Origin of the sequence: Limnohabitans planktonicus II-D5 (genome assembly GCF_001270065.2) — a bacterium.
GTDB classification, from domain to species: domain Bacteria; phylum Pseudomonadota; class Gammaproteobacteria; order Burkholderiales; family Burkholderiaceae_C; genus Limnohabitans_A; species Limnohabitans_A planktonicus.
The window spans coordinates 237,844-262,930 of the sequence record NZ_LFYT02000005.1 but is presented as its reverse complement, the minus strand read 5'-3'; the positions used below and the strand labels follow the sequence as shown (position 1 = coordinate 262,930).

General features: G+C 61.5%; 22 protein-coding genes. 12 read left to right on the top strand and 10 right to left on the bottom strand.

Annotated elements, in window-relative coordinates:
* Nucleotides 1-108: 108 nt before the first annotated feature.
* From H663_RS26900 to ccmI, 4 genes are all read left to right on the top strand, one after another.
* Nucleotides 109-2,163: a heme lyase CcmF/NrfE family subunit gene (locus tag H663_RS26900; protein WP_053168810.1), complete on the top strand. Its 2,055-nt coding sequence runs from the start codon at nt 109-111 to the stop codon at nt 2,161-2,163.
* Entirely contained in the window at nt 2,160-2,771 is a 612-nt protein-coding gene (locus tag H663_RS26895) for a redoxin domain-containing protein (protein WP_240620410.1), read from the top strand. Before H663_RS26900 ends, H663_RS26895 begins: the two co-directional genes overlap by 4 nt.
* Nucleotides 2,772-2,879: 108 nt before the next feature.
* On the top strand, nt 2,880-3,479 hold the full coding sequence (locus tag H663_RS26890; RefSeq protein WP_240620408.1) for a cytochrome c-type biogenesis protein: 600 nt from the start codon (nt 2,880-2,882) through the stop codon (nt 3,477-3,479).
* A complete protein-coding gene (gene ccmI, locus H663_RS26885) occupies nt 3,479-4,711 on the top strand; it encodes a c-type cytochrome biogenesis protein CcmI (RefSeq protein ID WP_053168807.1) in 1,233 nt (410 codons plus the stop codon). The genes H663_RS26890 and ccmI overlap by 1 nt, the downstream gene beginning before the upstream one ends.
* 230 nt (nt 4,712-4,941) lie before the next feature.
* Here the strand turns inward: ccmI and H663_RS26880 are convergent, their stop codons facing one another.
* The 3 genes from H663_RS26880 to H663_RS26870 all read right to left on the bottom strand — a co-directional run bounded on the left by H663_RS26880 (nt 4,942) and on the right by H663_RS26870 (nt 7,774).
* Entirely contained in the window at nt 4,942-5,718 is a 777-nt protein-coding gene (locus H663_RS26880) for a YecA/YgfB family protein (RefSeq protein ID WP_053168806.1), read from the bottom strand.
* A 194-nt stretch (nt 5,719-5,912) separates the two neighbouring features.
* A complete protein-coding gene (locus H663_RS26875; protein ID WP_083450995.1) occupies nt 5,913-6,446 on the bottom strand; it encodes a PIN domain-containing protein in 534 nt (177 codons plus the stop codon).
* Nucleotides 6,443-7,774 carry a THUMP domain-containing class I SAM-dependent RNA methyltransferase gene (locus H663_RS26870; protein WP_053168804.1) on the bottom strand — a complete coding sequence of 444 codons (1,332 nt, stop codon included), beginning with the start codon at nt 7,772-7,774 and terminating at the stop codon, nt 6,443-6,445. Before H663_RS26870 ends, H663_RS26875 begins: the two co-directional genes overlap by 4 nt.
* A gap of 161 nt (nt 7,775-7,935) precedes the next feature.
* On the opposite strand from H663_RS26870, the gene H663_RS26865 reads away from it, so the two are divergent.
* Both H663_RS26865 and H663_RS26860 read left to right on the top strand, forming a co-directional pair.
* The gene (locus tag H663_RS26865; RefSeq protein WP_053168802.1) at nt 7,936-8,295 is read left to right on the top strand and encodes a hypothetical protein; all 360 of its coding nucleotides are present in this window, start codon (nt 7,936-7,938) and stop codon (nt 8,293-8,295) included.
* Nucleotides 8,288-8,602: a hypothetical protein gene (locus tag H663_RS26860; RefSeq protein WP_133239976.1), complete on the top strand. Its 315-nt coding sequence runs from the start codon at nt 8,288-8,290 to the stop codon at nt 8,600-8,602. Before H663_RS26865 ends, H663_RS26860 begins: the two co-directional genes overlap by 8 nt.
* Nucleotides 8,603-9,737: 1,135 nt before the next feature.
* Here H663_RS26860 and H663_RS26855 read toward each other — a convergent pair.
* From H663_RS26855 to argS, 6 genes are all read right to left on the bottom strand, one after another.
* Nucleotides 9,738-11,285 carry an RNA polymerase factor sigma-54 gene (locus H663_RS26855; protein ID WP_053168798.1) on the bottom strand — a complete coding sequence of 516 codons (1,548 nt, stop codon included), beginning with the start codon at nt 11,283-11,285 and terminating at the stop codon, nt 9,738-9,740.
* Nucleotides 11,286-11,322: 37 nt separating this feature from the next.
* Nucleotides 11,323-12,081, bottom strand: coding sequence for an LPS export ABC transporter ATP-binding protein (gene lptB, locus H663_RS26850; protein ID WP_053168796.1), 759 nt, complete (start codon nt 12,079-12,081; stop codon nt 11,323-11,325).
* Nucleotides 12,078-12,728: a lipopolysaccharide transport periplasmic protein LptA gene (gene lptA, locus H663_RS26845; RefSeq protein ID WP_053168794.1), complete on the bottom strand. Its 651-nt coding sequence runs from the start codon at nt 12,726-12,728 to the stop codon at nt 12,078-12,080. The genes lptB and lptA overlap by 4 nt, the downstream gene beginning before the upstream one ends.
* 918 nt (nt 12,729-13,646) lie before the next feature.
* Nucleotides 13,647-14,291 carry a thiol:disulfide interchange protein DsbA/DsbL gene (locus H663_RS26840; RefSeq protein WP_053168792.1) on the bottom strand — a complete coding sequence of 215 codons (645 nt, stop codon included), beginning with the start codon at nt 14,289-14,291 and terminating at the stop codon, nt 13,647-13,649.
* A gap of 36 nt (nt 14,292-14,327) precedes the next feature.
* Nucleotides 14,328-15,029, bottom strand: a complete 702-nt coding sequence (locus H663_RS26835; RefSeq protein ID WP_053168789.1) for an SPOR domain-containing protein — start codon at nt 15,027-15,029, stop codon at nt 14,328-14,330.
* Between the two features lie 16 nt (nt 15,030-15,045).
* Nucleotides 15,046-16,743: an arginine--tRNA ligase gene (argS, locus tag H663_RS26830; RefSeq protein WP_053168788.1), complete on the bottom strand. Its 1,698-nt coding sequence runs from the start codon at nt 16,741-16,743 to the stop codon at nt 15,046-15,048.
* A 679-nt stretch (nt 16,744-17,422) separates the two neighbouring features.
* Here argS and H663_RS26825 point away from each other — a divergent pair.
* The 6 genes from H663_RS26825 (at nt 17,423) to H663_RS42575 (ending at nt 24,407) form a co-directional block, all read left to right on the top strand.
* Nucleotides 17,423-18,409, top strand: a complete 987-nt coding sequence (locus H663_RS26825) for a glycosyltransferase family 2 protein (RefSeq protein ID WP_053168785.1) — start codon at nt 17,423-17,425, stop codon at nt 18,407-18,409.
* A complete protein-coding gene (locus H663_RS26820) occupies nt 18,406-18,786 on the top strand; it encodes a GtrA family protein (protein WP_240620406.1) in 381 nt (126 codons plus the stop codon). The genes H663_RS26825 and H663_RS26820 overlap by 4 nt, the downstream gene beginning before the upstream one ends.
* Nucleotides 18,787-18,875: 89 nt before the next feature.
* Nucleotides 18,876-21,851 carry a hemagglutinin repeat-containing protein gene (locus H663_RS26815; RefSeq protein ID WP_053168783.1) on the top strand — a complete coding sequence of 992 codons (2,976 nt, stop codon included), beginning with the start codon at nt 18,876-18,878 and terminating at the stop codon, nt 21,849-21,851.
* A 4-nt stretch (nt 21,852-21,855) separates the two neighbouring features.
* Nucleotides 21,856-22,242 (top strand): DUF6911 family protein, encoded by a 387-nt coding sequence (locus H663_RS26810; RefSeq protein ID WP_053168781.1) that lies wholly within the window; start codon nt 21,856-21,858, stop codon nt 22,240-22,242.
* A gap of 22 nt (nt 22,243-22,264) precedes the next feature.
* Nucleotides 22,265-24,310: a hemagglutinin repeat-containing protein gene (locus tag H663_RS26805; RefSeq protein ID WP_053168779.1), complete on the top strand. Its 2,046-nt coding sequence runs from the start codon at nt 22,265-22,267 to the stop codon at nt 24,308-24,310.
* On the top strand, nt 24,258-24,407 hold the full coding sequence (locus H663_RS42575; RefSeq protein WP_083450992.1) for a hemagglutinin repeat-containing protein: 150 nt from the start codon (nt 24,258-24,260) through the stop codon (nt 24,405-24,407). The genes H663_RS26805 and H663_RS42575 overlap by 53 nt, the downstream gene beginning before the upstream one ends.
* An 84-nt stretch (nt 24,408-24,491) precedes the next feature.
* Here H663_RS42575 and H663_RS26795 read toward each other — a convergent pair whose 3' ends face one another.
* On the bottom strand, nt 24,492-25,082 hold the full coding sequence (locus tag H663_RS26795; RefSeq protein ID WP_133239975.1) for a hypothetical protein: 591 nt from the start codon (nt 25,080-25,082) through the stop codon (nt 24,492-24,494).
* Nucleotides 25,083-25,087: the final 5 nt, after the last annotated feature.

Below are 25,087 nucleotides of genomic sequence, written 5' to 3'. Positions count from 1 at the left end.
AAACCATCTCCCACAGGGTGGGCTCCTACAAGGTCAAAAGCCGTGACATGCCTGCGGTGCCAACGACAAATGGGCACGGTCGCGAGACCGACTGGATCGGAGCCGTGTATGTGGCCTGAAGCCGGCCACCTGGCCTTGATCATGGCGGCCTGGGTTGCCGTGCTGCAGTCGGTGCTGCCGCTGTGGGGCAGCTTGTCGGCGCGGCGCGCGGGCTGGCAAGCGCTGGCGCGGCCTTTGGCGGTTTTGCAGCTGGTCCTGATCGTGCTGGCCTTTGGCGCTTTGTGGCACGCGTTTTATGTGCACGATTTCAGCGTCAAGTACGTGGCCCACCACTCCAACACTTTGCTGCCCACGCCCTACCGTTTGTCGGCCATTTGGGCCGGGCACGAAGGCTCGCTGCTGCTTTGGGTCTTGATGCTGGCGCTGTGGTCGGTGGCGGTGGCCACGTTTTCCAAGCGCTTGCCGCAGGCCCTGGTGGCGCAGGTGCTGGGCGTGATGGGCGCGGTGTCGGTGGGTTTTTTGGCCTTTATCCTGGCGCTGTCCAACCCGTTTGCGCGGCAGTTTCCAGCCCCCGCCGAAGGCCGTGATTTGACGCCTTTGTTGCAAGACCCCGGTCTGGTGATCCACCCGCCCATGCTCTACATGGGTTATGTGGGTCTGTCGGTGGCCTTTGCTTTTGCCATGGCGGCGCTGCTGTCGGGCAGGTTGGATGCAGCGTGGGCGCGTTGGGCGCGGCCCTGGACGGTGGCAGCCTGGGGCTTTTTGACGCTGGGCATCGCTTTGGGTTCGTGGTGGGCTTATTACGAATTGGGTTGGGGCGGCTGGTGGTTTTGGGACCCGGTGGAAAACGCCTCGCTCATGCCTTGGCTGGTGGCCACGGCGCTGATCCATTCGCTCATGGTCACCGACAAGCGCGGGCAGTTCAAAGCCTGGACAGTGCTCTTGGCCATTGGCGCGTTTTCGCTCAGTTTGCTGGGCACCTTCCTCGTGCGCTCGGGCGTGTTGACCTCGGTGCATGCCTTTGCCACCGACCCAGGTCGGGGCGTGTTCATCTTGCTGTTTTTACTCGTGGTGGTGGGCGTGTCGCTGGCTTTGTTTGCCTGGCGTGCGCCTCAGTGGGCCAATGCCTCGCAGCCGGTGGCCGGTTCGCGTGAGTCGTTTTTGCTGCTCAACAGCGTGCTCTTGGTGGTGGCCATGGCGGCGGTGCTCTTGGGCACTTTGTACCCGCTGATCATCGACGCGCTGAACCTGGGCAAGCTCTCGGTGGGGCCGCCGTATTTCGACCGCGTGTTCGTGCCGCTGATGGTGCCGCTGCTCTTGGCCATGGTGCCGGGCACGGTGGTGCCTTGGCATGTGGCGCGCTGGGCAGCGGTGCGCTCGGTGCTGGTGCCAGGAGCCTTGGCGCTTTTGCTGGCCAGTGCCTGGGCCACTTGGGGCGGGGCACCCATGGTTGAGGGCAGCACGACCACGGCAGGCGGCTGGCTCACGGTGATGGGCGGCACGCTGGGCGGCTGGATTGTGCTGTCGGGCGCTTGGCAAATCGTGCAGCGCCTGCGCCTGCCCGGCTCGCCGGGCTTGGCCTGGTGGGGCATGCAGGTGGCGCATCTGGGCGTGGCGGTGTTGGTGCTGGGCATCACGGGCGTGAAATCGTTTCAGGTGGAGCGCGATGTGCGTTTGGGTCTGGGCGACTCGGTGACGGTGGCGGGTGTGCGCTACCAACTGCTCAATGTGGACAACCATTTGGGTCCGAACTATTTGGCCTTGCGCGCCCAGATGAAGATGTTTGAAGGCGAGCCTGGCGACGAGCGCCAGGTGGGCACCCTGCAGCCTGAAAAACGCCGCTATGTGTCGAGCGCCATGCCCATGAACGAGGCGGCGATTGACCGCAACCTGTGGCGCGACCGCTATGTGTCTTTGGGTGAGCCCTTGGCGGGCGAGCCGCCGCAGTGGAGTTTCCGGGTCTACCACAAGCCATTTGTGTCGTGGATCTGGCTGGGTGCGGTGTTCATGGTCTTGGGGGGCGGTTTGGCGGCGTTTGATCGGCGCTATCGGCAGGTGCCATCGGCAGCGCGTGCGCCTGGCGCTCAGGCTGACATGGGCATGGGTGCGTCTGGTGTGCGAGTTGCAGCGCCTGTGCCTGTGGTCAAAGGTGCTGTGTCATGAGCGCGCTGTCTGCCAAGGCCCCAAGCCGCATGGCGCGTTGGGTGTTTGTGCCGCTGGCGCTGTTTTTGGGCATGGTGGTGTTTTTGGCGGTGGGCCTCACGCGCAACCCGCAAGAGATCCCCTCGCCACTCATTGGGCGGCCCGCACCGGCTTTTGAGTTGCCGGTGGTGGGCGGGCCGGGCGTGTTCAACGCGGCGCAGTTCAAGGGGCAGCTCACCCTGGTCAATCTGTGGGCCACCTGGTGCGCGGGCTGCAAAGAAGAGCACCCGATCTTGATGGCGATGGCCCGCCAGCCCGGCCTGAAGATGGTGGGCATCAACTACAAAGAACTGCAGGCTTCGGAGCTGCCGGGCCAAGACCCGCTGAGCGCCGAATCGGTGCAAAAAGCCACGGCCCGCAGCCAGGCCTGGTTGCAAAAATACGGCCAGGCTTTTGGCGTGAACCTGCTGGACATGGACGGCAGGGTGGGCATGGATTTTGGCGTGTACGGCTTGCCCGAAACCTATTTGATCGACCGCGAGGGCGTGGTGCGCTTCAAGCACGCCGGGGCTTTGACGCCCGATGTGGTGCAGCAAAAACTCTTGCCCTTGCTGCGGGGGGTGAACTGATGCGCACGGCATTTTTTGCAGGAGCCCACCCCGTGGGCGATGCCTTGCCGGGCGTGTTCCACGCCCATCGCCCACAGGGTGGGCTGCTGCAGGAACAAGGACGGTGGCATGACTGACATTCACATGGCGCTGCGCGCCCTGGTGTGGGCCTGGGTTCCGATCGGTATGGCTGCCCTTGTCACGGGGACGGAGGCAGCCTCGCCCGGCGCACCGGTCAACGCCGTTCAAAGTCCCCGAGCAGCCGTACAAGCTAGCCCTCTTGCGCAAGCTGTGTCGGGCTCGGCACCCACTGCATTGCCAGCGGTTCAGGCCGCAGCCGCACTCCAAAGCGATGCGCCCATGTCGGCCGCTGTGCAGGCGCGCTGGGACCACATCGCGGCCGAGCTGCGTTGCCTGGTGTGCCAAAACGAATCCCTGGCTTCGTCGAATGCCGAGCTGGCGGTGGACTTGCGCCGCGAGCTGCGCGGCCTGATCGAGCAGGGCCAAAGCGATGCCGACATCCGCAGCTTTCTGGTCAGCCGCTATGGTGACTTTGTGCTCTACAAGCCCGAGGTCAAACCCGTGACCTGGCTGTTGTGGTTTGGCCCCTTTGTGTTGTTGTTGGGTGCATTGGCCCTGGCGCTGCGCTTGATGCGCCGCACACCTGCCGCGCCCGTGCCTTTGACCGACCGCGAGCGCGAGCGCGCCCGTCAACTGCTGGAGTCCTGATGTCCTTTTTGCCGCCTTGGCTGGGTTTGTTATTGGTGCTGCTGGCCTTGGGAGCGCTGGCTGCGGGGGTCTTGCTGCGTGGTTTAAGGTCACAGGGACAAGCAGTGGGCATCGCAGAGCAGTCACGTACCAACCGCGACATCCATCAGCAGCACCTGGCCGATCTGGACCGTGCTTTGGCCGAAGGCCGTTTGACGGCCCTTCAGCATCAGGCAGCTCGAGATGAGTTGCTGCGCCATCTGTTGGACGATTCGGCGCGGGCCGATGAGCATCCTGCGGCTGCCGTCCCTGCGCGGTGGCTTTGGATGGTCGGGGCCTTGGTCTTGCTCAGTGGTCTGAGTTATGTGCAATTGGGTGCGCCGCAGACTTGGTGGCCTGTGCCCTTGAGCCAGCAGGTGAAGATCAGCGCCACCACCCCCGAGCAATTGACCGAGCAAACCCGCGTGTGGCAAGAAGCCACGCAAAAACGCCCGGAGGATGCCCAGGCTTGGTTGACGCTGGCGCGCCTGCACGCCGCCCAAAACGCGCATGCCCCTGCCGAACAGGCCCTGGCGCGTGTGCTGGCCTTGTCGCCCGAGCCCGATCTGTGGATCGAGCGGGCGCAGATGAAAGCTTTGAGTGCAGGCGGCGTCTACGCCGGAGAGCCTTGGCAGTGGATTCAAGACGTGCTGCGCACACAGCCCCAGCACCTGAACGCGCTGGTGTTGGCGGGCAGCGCCGCCTTGTCTGAAAAACGGCACGCGGCTGCGCAAGGCTATTGGCAACGTGCCCTGGCTTTGGTGCCTGCCGACAGTGAGGCGGCGCAAGGCCTGCAGCAGGCCTTGTCACAAGCGGCCGAGATGGCGCAGGCGGTGGGTGTGCAGGCAAGTAGCGCCTCTTTGGCGGATGACACCCGGCCCCTCATTCAGGGCGAAGTCCGTGTCTCGCCCGAGGTGCAAAGCCAAATCGGGGCAGGTTCGACCCTGTTCGTTTACGCCCTGGCCGAAGAGGGCTCGCGCCGCCCAGTGGCCATCTGGCGCGGAACGCCCACAGCATGGCCGGTGCGTTTTGCCTTGAGTGACAGCATGGGCATGGGTGCGCCGCCCGTGTTGTCCTCGCTGGCGCAAGTGCGCCTGGTGGCCCGTATTTCCAAAACCGGCTCGGCGCAAAAGCAAGAGGGTGATTTTCAGGTGGAACTGCCGGGCGTGAAGACCGGCGTGCAAGGCGTGGTGCTGCACATCACTGGGCGCTGAAACGGGCTCGGATTTAGAACACAAACGCCCGCTTATTGATTCGGCCCTGTGAAGTTTTCAAGGCTCAAGATGTGTAGGTCGGCGGTCGAAGACCCCGACATGGGCCTGCGCCGAAACCCCTCATGTCGGACTCTGCGAGTGCCGACCTGCGAGATGACATTTCTCACACATTTCAAACTTCAGCGTGCTTGATCAATAGTCGGCGGATGTCAAGACCACCTTGCGGGTGATCAGGCCCCACAGCATTTTTTGTATTTTTTTCCGCTGCCGCAAGAACACGCATCGTTGCGGCCGGGCGTGGCGGCTTTGATGACTTGCGCCACACGCGGGCCGATGTTGCGCCAAATTTCGCGCAGGTCGTACACCGCCCACAGCGCCTCGCCATAGGCGTTCAGGCGCTCTTCGCTCACGCTGGGGGGGCCGTCTTCGGCCAGGGCCGAAAAGGTGGGCTCATCGTCGTCGTCTTCGGTCAAGGCCACGATGGCTTCGAGCGACAAGTCGTGCCACTTGGCGGCGTCTTTGTCTTTGGGCGTGGCCCATTCATCGGGCCAGTTCTCTACCGCGAACATGAAGCCCAAGGCCCACACCTGCGCAAAAGACGGGATCTCGCTGTCTTCGATCTCTTCGTGCTCTTCAGGCGGCAGCGATGCGATCGCGCCGCGCACGTCCATCACCTCCGGGGCATAGGCCTTGTCATCGTCCAAGGCCTCCACGGGGGTGTCGAGTGCCAGCTTGATCTCGTCAAAACGGCGCTGCCACAAAGCCATGAACTGCTGGCGCTGGGCCTCGTCGGCAAAACTGCCGCCCTCGGCCTCGTCCGGGTCAATGCCCAGCAGCATCGGCAGCCACTCGCTGTCGGGAATGGCGCGGCGGCAGCACACCAGCGCCGCCATGAAGCCCTCGCAAAACTCCCACTGCGGCGTCTCTTCAAAGCGTTCGCGCAGGTCGTCCAGGATGTTGTCCAGGGTGTCAAAGTCTTCGGCTTCCAAGCCAGCGGTCGTGTTCATGGGGTGTTCCTGTTTTGCAGGCTTGGATTGTAGGTGGGTGGCTTCAGCCCCGACATGGGGGCTGCGCCGAACTTATGGAGTCGGCACGCTGAAGTTTGAAATGCGTGAGACATGTCCTCTCGTAGGTCGGTACTCGCAGAATCCGACATGAGGGCTTTCGGCGCAGGCCCATGTCGGGGTCTTCGACCGCCGACCTACGCAGTCATGGGGTTCAGCGCCACGCCGCAGCGTTCCAGGCGTTTTTTCATGCAGAGCACTTGCGCGTCTTTGCTGTGCAGGGTGGCGGTGTGCTGGACGGCCAGGTCGATGAATTTTTGGTCGTCGGCGTCTTTGCAGGCGTAGGGGGCTTTGGGCGCGTCGGGCTGCAGTTGGGCCCAGCGGTCAAAGTGGCCCAGCACGGCGCTGGCGGGTAATTGGCGGTGCATGAGGCGTTTGGCGATTTGCGGGTAGGCCAGCACGCGGGCCAGCTCTTCGCGCATGGCGGCGGTGGCCAGCCACTCGGTGCTGCCGCTCTCCACACTGGTGCGCAGCGCTTCGGCTTGGGGTTCGTCAAACACCCACAGGTCGAGCACGATGTTGGTGTCCAGCACGCGGCGGGTTGGTGCTTGAATCCCGTCTGCGACCGCAGAATGGCGCTGGGGCGTGCCGACTTCAGAGCCACTCTCAAGTCCCACCTGTGCACCCAACTGTGCAGCCACTTCCGAGCCCACGCCCACCTCCAGGCTCATGGTGCAATCGTTCCCGATGTGTCGGTGCCGGTCGTGCCCGCTGGGCTGCTCGTGCCGTCGCCAGCCACGCGCTTCAAGCTGCCCTTGATCATGTCAAAGCGGAACAAGCGGCATTCGATGGGGCCGTTCCACATGGGCACGCGGCGCGATTCTTTGAGGCGCATTTTGCTGGGCAGCTTCAGGTCGGGCGTGAGCATCCAGGCGCTCCAGCCGCTGTAGTTTTTCTTCCAGTGGCTGGCCAGTTGGGCGAAGAAGTCGCCGCCGTCGTCCGTTTGGGCGGTTTCGCGGTGGTGGCTTGGGGTGGCGGCGCGGGAGCTGGCACGAGCATCCGAAAGTGCCCCCGGCTGGAAGTTGTCGCGCCCACGCCCGGCCACACCCGCTGCGGCAATGCGCTCGCCATAAGGCGGGTTGAGCAGCATCACGCCGGGGGTCTCGCTGGGGGGCATGCGTTGCAGCGCGTCGCCTCCCCGGAACTCGATCACGCCTGAGACGCCTGCACGTTCGGCGTTGCGCTCGGCAAAGTCGACCATGCGAAAAGCCACATCGCTGCCAAAAACCGGCGCGGTGGGTTCGTGCTCGTTGTCACGGGCTTCTTCGATCAGGCCTTGCCAGACGTGGTTCTGGAAGGGCAGCAATTTCTCAAAGCCAAAGCGGCGCTGCAAACCGGGCGCGATGCCGCAGGCGATTTGCGCCGCTTCGATCGGGATGGTGCCGCTGCCGCAGCAGGGGTCGTACAGGGGCACGGTGGCGTCCCAGCCACTGGCCGCGATCATGGCGGCGGCCAGCGTTTCCTTCAAAGGCGCGTCGCCCTTGTCAGTGCGCCAGCCGCGCTTGAACAGCGGCTCGCCCGAGGTGTCGATGTAGAGCGTGGCCGTTTCGGGTGTCAGGTGCGCGTAGATGCGCACATCGGGCCAGGTGGTGTCCACGTTGGGGCGCTCGCCGCGCTTGGCGCGAAAGCGGTCGGCCACCGCATCCTTGATTTTGAGCGCCGCAAAGTTCAGGCTGGTCAGCGGGCTGTGTTGCGCGGTGATGTCGATCTTGAAGGTCTGTTTGGGGGTGAACCAGATTTCCCAGGCCACTTCGCTGGCTGCGCGGTACAGGTCGTTTTCGTTGCGGTAATCGGTGACCGACAGCTGCACCAACACGCGCTGCGTGAGGCGGCTGTGCAGATTGATGCGCATGGCCTCGCGCCAGGAGGCTTTGGCCATCACGCCGCCGCGCCCGGTCATCAGGTCGTGGCCCGTCAGGCCGGTGATGGCGTGGACCTCGTCGGCCAAAAAGCCTTCTACGCCAGCGGCGCAAGGCAGAAAAAGTGTCAAGGCGTTCAAAGCAGTCCAAACAAGAAAGGAAGCCTTGATTCTCCGCTACTGGCATCAGTTTTGTGACAAAGCTTCATTGTTTTGCAATTTTTAGGGTAATCAAGAGTTCAAAATAACACAAATGCAGGTTATATTTGAGTATCAAAGAACTCAAAAAATGGGGTTGATTCATGTTTGATCATACATATCGATCGCTGACCAGCCCGTCAGGTCCTCAGTCAGGACTGTTTTTGCGCGTGGTGATGATCTTTGTGGTGGGTTTGTGCTGGATTGCGGGAGTCGCTCAGGCACAAGATTCGCTACCCAGTACCTTTGAAAACAAGGTGCCCCAATTCAATTGGGTATTGACCGACAACCCCGTCGGCATGTGCGCACAGGCCCGTAAAGACGGCACGCATACCGTCGCCGATGCTTGCAGCTACTGGGTGCAGCAAGAGCGGCGTTGCACCTTGGTCACCAAGCCAGACAAAACCTCACACCATGTGCTGGGCATGCTGTTTACAGCTTGCCAGAAGGGCTTGCGTGTCTAAGAGCGTGGCGCTGTGCTGCTGCGCGGGCCTGATAGGCTGCGCCGTGGACAGCCGCGAGGCCTTGTTGCGTGAAAGTTTTGTCCCGGTTGCGCCCGTGAGCCGGGTCATGGCAGCGCCTCAGATCGAGCATAGGCGCCTGGCCAATAGCGGTTTGATGTGCGATCTGTCCACGGGTGCCCGCATGAGCCAAGCGTGTGCCGTGTGGAATGTCAAAACCAATGTCTGCACCATCATGACCGAGCCAAATGCCCCGGATGAAGTGTTGGGTCATGAGGTCCGGCACTGCTTTGAAGGGCACTTTCACTGACCCTCTGCCCTGGCGCATCAGTTGTCGGTGGTCGAAGACCCCGACGTTGGTGTGCACACCCGCAGCGCCAGCAGCCAACGTGCAGGCCTATGGAGCCCTGTCGGACTCTTCGAGTGCCGACCTACTCATACAGGTGTCCCCCGTAGGTCGGTGGTCGAAGACCCCGACGTTGGTGTGCGCACCCGCATCGCCCGCAGCCAACGTGCAGGCCTGTGGAGCCCTGCCGGACTCTTCGAGTGCCGACCTACTCATACAGGTGTCCCCCCGTAGGACGGTGGTCGAAGACCCCGACGTTGGTGTGCACACCCGCAGCGCCAGCAGCCAGCGTGCAGGCCTATGGAGCCCTGTCGGACTCTTCGAGTGCCGACCTGCTCATACCGGTCTCCCCCGTAGGTCGGTGATCGAAGACCCCGACGTTGGTGTGCGCACCCGCAGCGCCCGCAGCCAACGTGCAGGCCTGTGGAGCCCTGTCGGACTCTTCGAGTGCCGACCTACTCATACCGGTGTCCCCCCGTAGGTCGGTGGTCGAAGACCCCGATGTTGGTGTGCGCACCCGCAGCGCCAGCAGCCAGCGAGCAGGCCTGTGGAGCCCTGTCGGACTCTTCGAGTGCCGACCTACTCATACCGGTGTCCCCTCGTAGGTCGGTGGTCGAAGACCCCGACGTTGGTGTGCGCACCCGCATCGCCAGCAGCCAGCGAGCAGGCCTATGTAGCCCTGTCGGTGTCCCCCCGTAGGTCGGTGGTCGAAGACCCCGACGTTGGTGTGCACACCCGCAGCGCCAGCATCCAGCGAGCAGGCCTGTGGAGCCCTGTCGGACTCTTCGAGTGCCGACCTGCTCATGCCGGTGTCCCCTCGTAGGTCGGTGGACGAAGACCCCGACGTTGGTGTGCGCACCCGCATCGCCAGCAGCCAGCGAGCAGGCCTATGGAGCCCTGTCGGACTCTTCGCGTGCCGACCTACTCATACCGGTGTCCCCCCCGAAAGTCGGTGGTCGAAGACCCCGACGTTGGTGTGTGCACCCGCAGCGCCAGCAGCCAGCGAGCAGGCCTATGGAGCCCTGTCGGACTCTTCGAGTGCCGACCTGCGCATGCCGGTGTCCCACCCGTAGGTCGGTGGTCGAAGACCCCGACGATTTCAGCCGTTCATGCTTTTGCGCAAATTGGCCGGGGCAATGCGCAAGGCTTCGCGGTACTTGGCCACGGTGCGGCGAGCGCAGTCAATGCCTTGCTCTTTGAGCATCTCTGAAATCTGGTTGTCGGACAGCGGTTTGGCCGTGCTTTCGGCGCCCACAAACTGTTTGATCAGGGCGCGCACAGCGGTGCTCGATGCGGCGCTGCCGCTGTCGGTGCCCAGGCCCGAACCAAAGAAATACTTCAGCTCGAACGTGCCTTGCGGCGTGGCCATGTATTTGGCAGTCGTCACGCGGCTGATGGTGGACTCGTGCATGCCCAACTCGTCGGCAATCTCGCGCAGCACCAGCGGCCGCATGGCCAGTGCGCCATGGGTGAGAAAGTTCTTTTGGCGCTCCACGATGGCGGTGGACACGCGCAAGATGGTGTCAAAGCGCTGCTGGATGTTCTTGATGAACCAGCGCGCTTCTTGCAGGCGTTGCTGCAGACCGGCGTGGCTGTCGCCCTTGCCGCCGCGCAGGGCGTTGGCATAGATGTCGTGCACGCGCAGCTTGGGCATCACATCGGGGTTGAGCTGGATGCGAAATTGGGGTGCACCGCTTTTGCGTGTGTTCACCACCAGCACATCGGGGATGACGATGTTTTGCTCGGCCTGTGCAAACGGCCTGCCCGGTTTGGGTTCGAGCCGGGCCATGAAAGCAATGGCGGTTTTGATGCGTGATTCGCTCAGGCCGCACAAGACAGACAGCCGCTTGAAGTCGCGTTTGGCCAGCAACTCCAGCGGGTGCGCGCAAACGGCCAAGGCTGTCTGGGCCGCCTCGTCTTCGGGATCATCGGCCAATCGGGCCTTGATCTGAATGCGCAGGCATTCGGTCAGGTCGCGAGCGCCCACACCCACGGGTTCCAGCGATTGCAGCAAGCCCAGCGCCACGGTGAAGCGGTGCACCAATTCGTCGAGTTGTTCGTCGTCATCGCTGCCTGCCAGGCTGGCGGCCAGTTCGGGCAAGGAGTCCGTCAAATAGCCGTCGTCGTTGAGTGACTCGATCAAAAAGCGCAGCGCCGCCCGGTCTATGTCGGACAGGCGCAAGGACAAGGCCTGGCGGTGCAAAAAGTCGGTCAGCGAGCCGCTGCTGCGGGCCAGCTCGACGGCGTCGGCCGTTTCTTCGCCCGTGTTGTGGCGTGCGCCCGCATCGCCGCCCCATTCGCTGTCGTCGGGCCGCATGTCCACGCTGCCGTCGCCGTCCCAGCTCTCAGCCACATCGGTCACGGCTTCGTCACGGGTTTCGTTCGGGGTGTCATCACTGCTGCTGGCTGTGCTCGCGCTTTCGCTCACGCGGTCACCCAGGCTGACCCGCGCATCGGCCTGGTCAATCCCAAAGGCCTCTTGAGGCGCTTCTTCTTCGGCGCGTTCCAAAAAAGGGTTGTCGTCCAGCATCTGGTCGACTTCTTGCGACAGCTCCAGCGTGGACAGCTGCAGCAAGCGGATGGATTGTTGCAACTGGGGCGTAAGCGCCAGGTGCTGGGACATGCGCAGCGACAGACTGGGCTTCATGCCTGGGCTTTCATGTCAGGACGCCGCATGACGGGCATCACATGCGGAAGTGCTCGCCCAGATACACCCGGCGCACATCGGCGTTGGCCACGATCTCATCGGGCGTGCCTTCGGCCAGCACGCGGCCTTCGCTGATGATGTAGGCGTGGTCGCAAATGCCCAGGGTCTCGCGCACGTTGTGGTCGGTGATGAGCACGCCAATGCCGCGCTGCTTGAGGAAGGCGATGATGCGCTGGATCTCGATCACGGCAATCGGGTCAATGCCTGCAAACGGCTCGTCCAGCAAGATGAAGCGCGGGTCTGTGGCCAGCGCTCGGGCGATTTCGACCCGGCGACGCTCGCCCCCGGAAAGCGCCACCGCCGCAGAGTCGCGCAGATGGTCCACGCGCAAATCGGCCAGCAATTCGCTCAGGCGTTTTTCCACGGCGTCGCCGCTCAAGGGGTGGCCTTGGGCGTCGGTTTGCAATTCAAGGATGGCGCGTACGTTGTCGGCCACCGACAGCTTGCGAAAAATCGAGGCTTCTTGCGGCAGATACGACAGGCCCATGCGCGCGCGCTTGTGGATGGGCATGTGCGTCACATCTTGCCCGTCGATCAGGATCTGGCCGCCGTCAGCGCGCACCAAGCCCACGATCATGTAAAACGAGGTGGTCTTGCCCGCGCCGTTGGGGCCCAGCAAGCCGACCACTTCACCCTTGTCCACTTGCAGCGAGACATCGTGGACCACTTTGCGGCTGCCATAGGCTTTTTTCAGATGACGAGCCTCCAAGCGGCTGGCGGGGGCGGTGTCGCTCATGGTTTCTTGCTTTCGCCAAGGTTCGGGCTGGTGCGCAACGTGGGGGCGGCGGGCGCGGCCTGCGGTGTGCTGGCACTTTGACGCGGTGTGAGCACGGCGCGCACGCGTTCGTTGCGATCGGGCGTTTGCCCTGCAGCTTGACCTGTAGAGGGGCGCAGCTGTTTTTGGCCGTCCACGGTCATCACTTCCGTGGTGTTATTGAAGACAATTTTTTCGCCATGGATCTGGTCGGCCAACTGGGTGCCACGCAACAGGCGCACTTCGGCACGCTGGATCAAGGTCACCACATCGGCTTGGTTGTCATAGATGGCCATTTCGGCTTCACCTTCGGTGAACTCATCCAGGCCTTCGCGTTTTTGGCGGAAAAACACCCGTTCATTGGGCGCAGCCCAGAGTTTGGCAACTTGTTTGCCTTGGGTGTCTTGTTGCACTTCCATGCGTGCGGCGCGCAGCACCAGCGTGCCTTTGACAGCCACCACCCCGCCGTTGAACTGGGTCAGCTGCTTGGTTTCATCGTGGCGCATGGTGTCGGCCTCGATGTGCATGGGCTTGTCCCGGTCGGCCTTTTCGGCCCAGGCGGACGCACACAGCAGGCCGAGGCTCAAGGCCAAGAGGCCCATGGGGTGGAGGGTGGACTTTGAGGGCATGAATCTTGCTGATGACAATTTTTGATTGTAGGCGCAAGGGTCTGGATTCCAGCCTTCAGAGGGGCGGGGTCCCCAAAAAAAGCCAGCTAAGGGCATAAGGGGCTCTGATGCAGGCGCTGCAGTGGCGCGGCGTTCGCACCTCAGGACAATTAACCGGTGTTTGTAGGCCGGCGGTCGAAGACCCCGACATGGTGCGTGAGCAGTGGGCTGTAAACGTCGGACTCTTCGAGTGCCGACCTACAAGGCAAGCCCGTCGTCATCGCATGCCACCCCGTCGTCTTCGTAGGTCGGTGGTCGAAGACCCCGACATGGTGCGTGTGCAGTGGCTGTAAATGTCGGACTCTTCGAGTGCCGACCTACAGGCCAAGCCCGCCGTCATCACGGGCCACCCCGCCATCTTCGTAGGTCGGTGGTCGAAGACCCCGACATGGGGCGTGAGCAGTGGGCTGTAAACGTCGGACTCTTCGAGTGCCTACCTACAAGGCAAGCCCGTCGTCATCGCATGCCACCTTGTCATCTTCGTAGGTCGGCGGTCGAAGGCCCCGACATGGTGCGTGTGCAGTGGCTGTAAATGTCGGACTCTTCGAGTGCCGACCTACAAGGCAAGCTCGTCGTCATCGCAGGTCACCTGTCGTCTTCGCGGGTCGGCGGTCGAAGACCCCGATATGGTGCGTGAGCAGTGGGCTGTAAACGTCGGACTCTTCGAGTGCCGACCTACAAGGCAAGCTCGTCGTCATCGCAGGTCACCTGTCGTCTTCGCGGGTCGGTGGTCGAAGACCCCGACATGGGGCGTGTGCAGTAGGCTGTAAGCGTCGGACTCTTCGAGTGCCGACCTACAGGCCAAGCCCGTTGTCATCACGGGCCACCCCGCCATATTCGTAGGTCGGCGGTCGAAGACCCCGACGTGGGACCAGGGGCTCAGCGCGCCTGGCGGGTTTGCGCGATCAGGGACTCGGCCACTTTCAATGCGCGGTCCATGCTGCCGGCCAGGGTGCCGTCCAGGTAGAAGCGGCCGGCCACCCCCAGCGAGGGCACGCCTTCGATTTTGTAATCGTTTTGCAGCTGGACGGCACGCTTGAGCTTGCTGGCGACGCCAAAAGATTTGTAAATCTCGCTGAATTTGGCTTTGTCCACGCCCTGTTTTTCGACCCAGGCCAGGATGCTGGCGTCCGTGTTCAGGGCTTGCTTTTCGGCATGCACGGCCACAAACACCTTGGCGTGCAGGCTGTCGAGCAGGTTCATCGCTTCGAGCGTGAAAAACAGGCGTTGCTGCGGTGCAAAGTCTTCCCGGAAAGCCACCGGGATGCGGCGCACCACCACGTCCTTGGGGGCGGTTTTGACCCATTGGGCAAAGCTGGGCTCAAACATATTGCAGTGCGGGCAGCTGTACCAGAAAAACTCGATCACCTCTATCTTGCCTTTGTCCACTTCGGTAGGCAGTGGGCGTTCCAGCGTCAGATAGTCCTTGCCCGACTTGAACAAGGCGGCTTGCGCCCAGGCGATAGAGGTGCTGAGGACTGTGCCTGCGGCGAACAGGGCGGAAGAAAAGAGACGGCGTTTCATGGGGGGCTCCAAAAAAATGAAGGGGCTCTAAGGAAATCAGCGCTGAACGCGCACCAAGGTGTTTTCAATGCCACCGCCGTCGAGCTGCTTGCGCACGCGCTCGGCTGCATTTTTGTCGGCAAAGGCGCCCAAGCGCACCCGGTACACGGTGCGTCCTGCCTGATCGCGTTCAGAGACTTTGGCGTCCAGCCCCATCAGGGCCAGCTTGGCTTTTTGGGCGTCGGCGTCGGCGCTGGTGCGGTAGGCACCCACTTGGATGAAGTAGTCAAAAGGCTCGCTGGCGGGCGCACTGCCTGGAGCCGGTGTGGACATGCCGGACTTGGACTTGGCCAGATCGCCCAACGGATCAGCGGTGACGGCAGGTCGGGGGTCGCTCTTGGCGCTGTCGCTGTGGGGCTTGTCATGGGCTTTGTCGGCCGACTTTTCTACCGCCTTGTCAGCGGCTTTGTCGGTAGCTTTATCGGCTGTTTTGTCACTGGGCTTGTCTTCGGCTCGGGTGTCCTGTGTGGCCGGTACTTCAGCGGGGGGCTTGGGTTGCAGCACGCCGTTGGGGTTCCAGTCCTTGTTTTTCTGGGTTTCCGCGTTGTCCTGTTCGGTCGTGCGGGGCTGGTTTTTGCTGGAAAACGGTGTGGGCACCTTGGTCACATAAAAGGCCACAGCCAGGGCCACGCCCAGACCGAGCACCAGGCCCATGATGAAGCCCAAAAAAGTACCGCCGCGTTGAGTGTGTGTGTTCATCGTGAATTACAGTGAATTACATCTTGACGGGCGCAGACACGCCCAAAACCTTTAAACCATTGCGCAGCACCTGTGCGGTGGCCGCCACCAGCGCCAGACGCGCTTTTTTAACCGCTTCGTCGTCCACCAAAATGCGCTCGGCGTCGTAGTAGCTGTGGTACTGCGAGGCCAGATCGCGCAAATAGAAGGTCACGTCGTGCGGCGCGAAGTCGTTGGCTGCCGACGTCAGCATCTCGGGGTACTTGGCCAGGGCCAGCATCAGCGCGTGGGCTTGCGGGCTTTGCAGGGCAGAAAGGTCGGCGTGCGTCAAGCTGGCGGTGTCACCTCCCCATGCATTGAGCACTGAGCAGATGCGGGCGTGCGCGTACTGAACGTAGTACACCGGGTTGTCGTTGTTTTGCGCCAGCGCCAGGTCGATGTCAAAGATGTATTCGGTGTCAGGCTTGCGCGAGAGCAAGAAGAAACGCACCGCATCCTTGCTGGTCCACTCGATCAGGTCGCGCAGGGTGACGTAGCTGCCCGCACGCTTGGAGATCTTGACCTCTTCGCCGCCGCGCATCACGCGCACCATGGTGTGCAGCACGTAGTCAGGGTAGCCCTCGGGGATGCCCACGTTGGCCGCTTGCAGGCCTGCACGCACTCGGGCAATCGTGCCGTGGTGGTCGGTGCCTTGGATGTTGACAACGCGGGTAAAGCCACGTTCCCACTTGGTGATGTGATAGGCCACATCGGGCACAAAGTAGGTGTAGGTGCCGTCGCCCTTGCGCATGACGCGGTCTTTGTCGTCGCCGTAATCGGTGGATTTGAGCCACAGCGCACCGTCTTGTTCGTAGGTCTTGCCCGCGTCCTTGAGCTTTTGTACGGCCGCGTCGACCTTGCCGCTGGTGTAAAGGCTCGACTCCAGGTAGTAGTTGTCGAACTTCACGTCGAAGGCTTTGAGGTCCAGGTCTTGCTCGTGGCGCAGGTAGGCCACGGCGAACTGGCGCATGCCGTCCAGGTCGTTCACATCGCCACTGGCGGTGAACTCGCGGTCGTCAGACTTGACCGTCTTTTTGGCCAAAAAGTCGTTGGCGATGTCCTGGATGTAGTCGCCGTTGTAGAAGGCTTTGCTTTCGGGGTTGTCGGGGTCTGTCGGCCAACTGGCGTCACCAGGTTTAAGGCCAAGGGAGCGCATGTGCGTGCTCTTGGCCAGCGTGCCAATCTGCACGCCCGCATCGTTGTAATAAAACTCGCGGTAGACCTGCTGGCCTTGTGTGGTCAGCAGGTTGCAAATCGCGTCACCCAGAGCGGCCTGGCGGCCGTGGCCCACATGCAGCGGGCCTGTGGGGTTGGCCGAGACGAATTCGACCAGCACCTTGCCCGCTTGCGCGGGCTGCTGGCCAAAGCAGTCAGCCGCTTGCAACACCTCGTGCACCACGGCTTGTTTGGCGGTGTCTTTGAGGCGGATATTGATGAAGCCCGGGCCCGCCAGCTCGATGGCTTCCACCCAACGCTCAAAGGCGGGGGTGGTCAGCAAGGCGGCACGCAGCGTTTCGCCCAGTTGCCGGGGGTTTTGTTTGAGGGCCTTGGCCAGCTGCATGGCGGCAGTGCAAGCCAGGTCGCCGTGGGCGGCCACTTTGGGGGATTCAAAGGCGGCACGCGAACCGGCACCGGGCTGGAGTTTTTCAAGTTCAGCCGACAGGGCGGCGAGCAGATGTTGTTTGGCAGAAAGCATAGGCGGCCATTTTACGGGGCGTGCGGCGGCAGCCGGTAATGTGGGACTCTGCGAGTGCCGACCTACGGGCGGTATTTGTAGGTCGGCGGTCGAAGACCCCGACGCCTGCGTGCCCACCGATGTCGCCTGTGCGTGGGGTAACGGTGTACACCAGAATGTCGGACTCTTCGAGTGCCGACCTACGGGGCGGTATTTGTAGGTCGGCGGTCGAAGACCCCGACGCCTGCGTGCCCACCGATGTCGCCTGTGCGTGGGGTAACGGTGTACACCAGAATGTCGGACTCTTCGAGTGCCGACCTACGGGCGGTATTTGTAGGTCGGCGGTCGAAGACCCCGACGTTTGTGCGCCCACCGATGTCGCCTGTGCGTGGGGTAACGGTGCAAACCAGAATGTCGGACTCTGCGAGTGCCGACCTGCGGGCGGTATTTGTAGGTCGGCGGTCGAAGACCCCGACGATTGTTTGATTGCCGCGAGGGTGCTTGTGCGGACGGCGGGGGTGATGCGGGCACATGTCGGACTCTGCGAGTGCCGTCCTGCGGGCGGTATTTGACGGCGGTCGAAGGCCCCGGCATTTGCGGCGGCGTTCTGGGGTTATGCTTTGCGGCGTTCAATGGGGGTTTGTTTCCGGTGTGGAAACGGGCACCTCAAGTGCTTTTGTCAATTCTGGAGAAATGTGGCATGTCCCGTCTGGCCCGCACCCAAGATTCGCTGACGCTGTCGTGCGTCATGCCCGCCTACAACGAGGCCCGCAACTTGCCTCAGGTGGTGCCTGCTGTGCTGCAAGTGCTCAAGACCTTGGCGGCGCGGGTCGAAATCATCCTCATCAACGACGGCAGCCGTGACAACACGGCACAGGTGGCCCGAGACCTGTGTGCCCAATGGCCCGAGGTGGTGTTGCTCGACTTGTCGCGCAATTTTGGCAAGGAAGCGGCCCTGACCGCCGGGCTGGAAGCGGCCCGTGGCGACGTGGTGGTGCTGATGGACGCCGACGGCCAGCACCCGGTGGAACTGGTGCCCCTGATGTTGCAAAAGTGGCGCGAAGGCCTGGATGTGGTCTATGCCGTGCGCCGTACCCGCGAGGACCAATCGGCTTTGCATGGCTGGCTGACCGGCTGGTTTTACCGCCTGATCAACTGGGGCAACCGTGTGGAAATTCCGGCCAATGCAGGCGATTTCCGGCTCATGGACCAGCGCGTGGTGCAGGCGCTCAATGCCCTGCCCGAGCGTAACCGCTTCATGAAGGGGCTTTATGCCTGGGTGGGCTTTCCCAGTGTGGCGGTCGATTACGAGCCCCTGCCGCGTCAAGCCGGGCAAAGCAGCTTTGGCTTGCGCGGGGCGTTTTCGCTGGCGCTCACGGGCATGCTGGCGTTTTCCACGGTGCCCTTGCGCTTGCTGACCATGGTGGGCTTGATTTTGGCCTTCACGGCCATGGGCTATGGCGCCTGGGTGGTGGCTGAATACTTTTTGTGGGGCATTCTGGTGCCGGGCTACGCCACGATTGTGGTCAGCGTCATGTTTTTCAGCGGCATCCAGCTGTTTTCGCTGGGCCTCATGGCCGAATACGTGGGACGCATTTATGACGAGGTCAAGCGCCGCCCCAACTATTTACTCAAGGACCGCACAGGCGCTGGCTTGCAGGCCACCCCTGGACAGGACGTGGCGTGAGGCGAGTCGGGCTGCACTCGGGCGTTTGGTTTGGGCTGGTGGGTGCCAGCGCCGCCCTGACCCACATGGGCGTGTTTTCGCTCTTGCGCGACCACTGGTGGCCCGAGCTGGCCAATGTGGCCGGCTTTGTGGTGGCTTTTGGCCTGAGCTTTGTGGGCCACCGCTGGCTCAGCTTTGCAGGCAGCGCCACCACCTTGGGGCAAAGCTTTCGCCGCTTTGCGCTCACGGCCCTGGCGGGCTTTGCCTGCAATGAAGCCGCCTTTGTGCTGTTTTACCGACTGCTGAACTGGCCTTCACTGCTGGCGCTGTTTCTGGCCATGGTGATCGCGGCAGGACAGACCTTTGTCTTTAGCCGGTTTTGGGCGTTCAGACGTTGAAGGGGCGGCTGTTGCACTACCACCGTTGGCTCCACCGGCGGCAATGTGAGCATCAATGCTGGCAAGACCTACACACAACAGGCAGTGATGTGCTCGCGCCCGGACTGAACAGCCCCTCCGGTAGCGGCAACATCGACATCACTGCGAAGACAGTGGACATCAAAGAAGCGCGCGAAACCGGCAGCCAAAGCACCGAACAAAAGTTCAAGCAAAGCGGCCTGACGCTGGCCATCACCAGCCCGGTGATCAGCGCCCTGCAAACGGCCAACAACCAGCTGCAAGCGGCAGGCAACACCAGCAGCGGCCGCATGCAAGCCCTGGCGGCAGCCAATGCGGGGTTCAACCTCAAGCAAGGCGCGGATGCTGTTCAAGCGGGTCAAGGCGATGCCAATGGCATGGTGAAAAACGCAGACGGCAAGATGGTCGAAGCCAACGCTGCAGACAAAGCAGGCGGCATCGGCATCAGCCTGAGCCTGGGCGCATCCAGCAGCCAGTCCCAACAACAAAGCAGCGCCGACAGCGCCAAGGGCAGCAAGGTCAATGCAGGCGGCAACGTCAGCATCCAAGCCACCCGCACCGCAGGTGCGCCCAATGACACGGGCCAAGACAGCGACATCACCGTGCAAGGCAGCAAGGTCCAAGCCGGTAAAACCGTCACCCTCAAAGCCGACGACCAAGTGAACTTGCTGGCCGCACAAAACACCACGCAAGAAAGCAACAGCAACCAAAGCAAGAGCGGCAGCATTGGCTTAGCCATGCAGTTGGGCAATGGCGGTGGCGGCATGGGCTTCACGGCCAGTGCCAGCAAAGCCACGGGCCAAGGTGCGGGCAACAGCACCACGTACACCAACAGCCAAGTGGCGGGCAATACCGTCAACATTGAATCAGGCGGCGACACCAACCTCAAAGGCGCAGTGGTCAAGGGCGATCAAGTCACGGCCAAGGTGGGCGGCAACCTGACAATCCAAAGCCTGCAAGACAAGAGCCAATACAAAGAAAGCAGCAAGAGCGCAGGCGGCTCGGTCATGGTGGGCGCGGGTGTCAGCGGCAGCGTGAACCTGGCCAAGAGCAGCATCAACAGCGACTACCTGAGCGTGGGTGAACAAAGCGCCATCCGCGCAGGCGAAGGCGGCTTCCAAGTCAACGTGCAAGGCAAGACCACCCTCACGGGCGGGCAAATCACCAGCACCCAAGCGGCCATCGACAACAACAAAAACAGCTACGAAGCCAAGCAAGGCACCACCACCACCGACCTGCAAAACAGTGCCAACTACAGCGCCAACAGCGTGAGCGTGGGCATAGGCGCAGGCACCCTGCCCGGCAAGAGCGCCAGTGCGGGCATGAGCGGTGTGGGTGTGGGCAGTGACAAGGGCTCAGCCCAAAGCACGACCACGGCAGGCATCAGTGGCGTGGCGGGTAACACGGCAGCCAGAACCGGAGACAAGGGCACCAGCATTGCGCCGATCTTCAACAAAGATCAGGTCAAAGACGAAGTCAATGCACAAGTGGCGATCACCAGTGAGTTTGGCAAGCAGGCGAGCAAGGCGGTGGGGGACTATGCCAAGACGCAATACGACAAAGCCCTTGCCTCAGGCGACAAGGCGGGGATGGACGCATGGAAAGAAGGCGGCTCAAGCCGAATTGCCATGCATGCCGTTGTGGGAGGTTTAACGGGTGGCGTGCAAGGCGCAGTGGGCGCAGGCACCAGCCAGGCGGTGATTGACCAAGTGGGCCAAGCCCTTAAAGAAACTAACCTTCCCGCAGAAGTCAAGCAAGCCCTGGTGCTGGCAGCCGGAACGGCGGTAGGTGCAGCGGCCAGCGGCGGCAGCGTGACTGGAGGTGCTACGGCGTTCAATGCGACGGCGAATAACTATTTGACAACAGTTGACCTCAGCAAGGCGAATCGAACCAAGTCGCTGGATATCAAAACCAGCCTGGCCAACAACGATAAGTTGATCAATGCATGCCAAGGTGGGTCATCTGCTTCATGCACTCAAGCTCAAACCAAGGTTCAGCAAGATATCCAAGATTTGCAGGATTACAAGATTGCGCTCTTGTCTGAGAGAAACCTGAGCAATGACAGCGCAACGAAAGACGCGATTAGCGCAAGGATCAAAGAAGCAGATGCACAGATTGCAAGCGCAAATAATCAGATCGAAACAGCACGACTGCAAACCAATGGTGGTAACTACTTCACCAAAGACCTGACGGGGGCGCAAAGAGAAACGATTGGTATGGCGCTGGACCCATTGCAGGCGGCAGGTGTGAAAGCGGGTGTCAAAGTTGTTAACACTGTGAACACGGTGATTGATAACGCGGTGGTTTCAGCGGAGCAGGCAACCTCTGTAAATAAAACCAAGGTTGAATTGAATGGGGTAAGTGAGAACGTGGCGGCGAAGTCGCCGACAGCAACCGATGCCACGGCCACGAGCCCATACGGTAGCAACGGTACAATTTATGGCAAAACGACGCTCACGGATGTCAACGGAAATCCGATTGCAACGAAGCCCACCTTGCCAGGTGCGGAGGCAAGTGGGGGAGGCAAAGTTGTAGGGGAAATTACACCCCCAGTAACCTCGGGAGGGACTGCGAATTCGGCTACGGGACCGAAGCTTGCGGAACAACTTTCAAACGAATCTTTGGTTGCTAGCGGTGCCAATATGAATAACATTAAGGTCGTTGCAGAAGGCAAAGTCAACGGACAGGTATACATCGACACAAATCAAGGTGCGAGGCCAGTTGCTGCGGCCAATGCCTCAGAGATCACGTTGGTGCCAGCCGATAGAGTTGCTGCTAGAGATGCGCAAGGTCTTGGGAATGTCAACGGCAATATGGCTACTGCTCATGCGGAAATTGGTGTCATTCAGCAAGCATCCAACGCAGGAGTTGCAAAAGGTGCTGATATGACGCTTACGGTTAAAGGTGAGCCCGTCTGTACTTACTGTAGAGGGGATATCCCAGCAGCAGCCGAAGCTGCTGGATTAAAGTCATTGACAATTGTGGATCAAATGGCTGGTATTACGTACTTTTGGAAACCTGGTATGACTAAGTTGGGAAAGCTGTAAAAAAATGAAATTTACTATGCTGTCGTGGAGCAATTGTGGCGTGGGTGGGAACATACGAAAACCCAATTGGTCTGATGTCAACAAGAAATTGATGGTTCTTGAATCGGGGGGGGGAACCGTTACGCTTGATGGAGATGAAGAAAATGGCTTTGAAAAGTCGTTGCAAGTTAGATTTGAAGACGGTAAATATTTACTTACCTTCGGATATGAAACCGAAGACGATTGGCTTGTGCGTACGTATCAAAACGGAGAGTCAAGATCGGAAGAGATAACGATCCTTGGGGATGTTTGGCGCAGCAATTGCATTTGTCGGGATCCCGTCATTGTCCGGCAGGCATTCAAACAGTTTTTTGATACTGGAACCGTGTCCGATGATTTGATGAATGCATGATGAATGCGCAAGATTCAAAACTATGCGCTGCGCGCAGTGCCTGGAAGGGCGGTTGCGAGAAGGTGATGTCAGCGGCAACGGCGCCCTCATGTCGGGGGGGCAAGTCGATCTGGCCGCAGGCAGCGCCCTCAACAACAGCGGCACCCTGAGCGCCCGCACCCGCCTGAGCGTGAGCGGACAAGACATCCGCAACAGCGGCAGCGTCAGCGCACAAAGCGTGGACATGGCTGCCACGCAAGACCTGCAAAACATCGGCGGCCTGATCCGGGCCCAAAGCAGCCTGAGCCTGAGCGCGGGCCGCGACCTGAGCGTGGCCAGCACCACCGACACGCAAACCCAGGCCGGCGTGAGCGCAGGTGCCAGCCGCGCAGAAAGCCGTACCCAACTGCAAGGCATCGGCCAAGTCATGCTCACGGGCGATGGCAGCGGGCAAGCCGGGCAACTGAGCCTGAGCGCAGGGCGCGACGTGACACTTACAGCGGCGGCCGTAGCCAGCGCGGGCAGCCTGAGCCTGAACGCCGGGCGAGACGTGAACCTCAAGACCGTGACCCAATCGCACAGCCAAGACACCACCTACGACGCCAACCGCTACCTGCGCACCAGCCAAAGCCAGGAAGTGGGCACGCAAATCAGCGCCGTGGGCGAGCTGAGCATTCAGGCGGGGCAAGACGTCAACGCCCGGGCGGCCAACGTACAAGCTCAAGTAGGCTTGTTGGTGGACGCAGGGCGCAACGTGAACATCAGCGCAGGTGAACAAAGCCTGAGCACCGCACAATCGACGCGAAGCAACAGCAGCGGTTGGTTCACCAGCAGCACCACCACCAGCCGCACGGCCAGCCAAAGCACCACCGCTGTGGGCAGCAGCTTTGAAGGCCAAAGCGTCAACATCACCGCAGGCAAAGACCTCAACGTCAAAGGCTCCAACGTGCTGGCCGACCAGGACGTGATTCTCAAGGCGGGCGGTAACGTCAAAATTGAAGCAGCGCAAAACACGCAAAACCAAAGCAGTTTCAGCCAAACCACCAAGTCCGGTCTCTTGAGCGGAGGCGGCCTGAGCGTGACCATCGGCAAGCAAATGCAAAGCGTGGACAGCCAAGGCCAAAGCACCACGGCAGCAGGCAGCACCGTGGGCAGCACGGGCGGTAACGTGACCATCACCGCAGGCCAGACCTACACGCAAACAGGCAGTGATGTGCTCGCGCCCGGACTGAACAGCCCCTCCGGTAGCGGCAACATCGACATCACTGCGAAGACAGTGGACATCCAAGAAGCCAGAGAAACCGGCAGCCAAAGCACCGAACAAAAGTTCAAGCAAAGCGGCCTGACGGTGGCCATCACCAGCCCGGTGATCAGTGCCCTGCAAACGGCCAACAACCAACTGCAAGCGGCAGGCAACACCAGCAGCGGCCGCATGCAAGCCCTGGCAGCGGCCAATGCGGGGTTCAACCTCAAGCAAGGCGCGGATGCTGTTCAAGCGGGTCAAGGCGATGCCAATGGCATGGTGAAAAACGCAGACGGCAAGATGGTCGAAGGCAACGCTGCAGACAAAGCAGGCGGCATCGGCATCAGCCTGAGCCTGGGCGCATCCAGCAGCCAGTCCAAACAACAAAGCAGCGCCGACAGCGCCAAGGGCAGCAAGGTCAATGCAGGCGGCAACGTCAGCATCCAAGCCACCCGCACCGCAGGTGCGCCCAATGACACGGGCAAAGACAGCGACATCACGGTGCAAGGCAGCAAGGTCCAAGCCGCTAAAACCGTCACCCTCAAAGCCGACGACCAAGTGAACTTGCTGGCCGCGCAAAACACCACGCAAGAAAGCAGCAGCAACCAAAGCAAGAGCGGCAGCGTGGGCGTAGCCATGCAGTTGGGCAATGGCGGCGGCGGCATGGGTTTACGGCCAGTGCCAGCCAAGCCACAGGCCAAGGCGCGGGCAACAGCACCACGTTCGCGAACAGCCAGGTGGCGGGCAACAGCGTCAACATTGAATCAGGCGGTGACACCACCTCAAAGGCGCAGTGGTCAAGGGCGAGCAAGTCAAGGCCAAGGTAGGAACCAACCCCTTCGGTAGTGGCGGCAACTTCAACATCCAAAGCCTGCAAGACAGCAGCCAATACAAAGAAAAGAGCCAACAACTAGGCGGCAGGGCAGACCGTTGTCTTCAGTAGGTTCCGACGTTAGAGGCGTGTTTAGTTTTTATCAAATGCTGCTGCAAAACGATTGGGGGCAAATTGACCACAGTAACTGGATTGTCACGCTTCGCTCGCAATGACGGGGCAGGTAAGAGCCATGACGTGAAGGGGAAGTGCCATGACGTGAAGGGGCGCAGTGCCCAGCATGCCGTCATCGCGAGGAGCCTGCGACGCGGCGATCCAGCAAAGGCGCTTGAGGCAGGCCAACACGCCAAAAGGACCACAGCAACTGGATTGCCACGCTTCGCTCGCAATGACGGGGCAGGTAAGAGCCATGATGTGAAGGGGTTGTGCCATGACGTGAAGGGGCGCAGTGCCCAGCATGCCGTCATCGCGAGGAGCCTGCGACGCGGCGATCCAGCAAAGGCGCTTGAGGCAGGCCAACACGCCAAAAGGACCACAGCGACTGGATTGCCACGCTTCGCTCGCAATGACGGGGCAGGTAAGAGCCATGATGTGAAGGGGTTGTGCCATGACGTGAAGGGACGCAGTGCCCAGCATGCCGTCATCGCGAGGAGCCTGCGACGCGGCGATCCAGCAAAGGCGCTTGAGGCAGGCCAACACGCCAAAAGGACCACAGCAACTGGATTGCCACGCTTCGCTCGCAATGACGGGGCGGGAAAGAGCCATGACGGGGCGGGAAAGAGCCATGACGG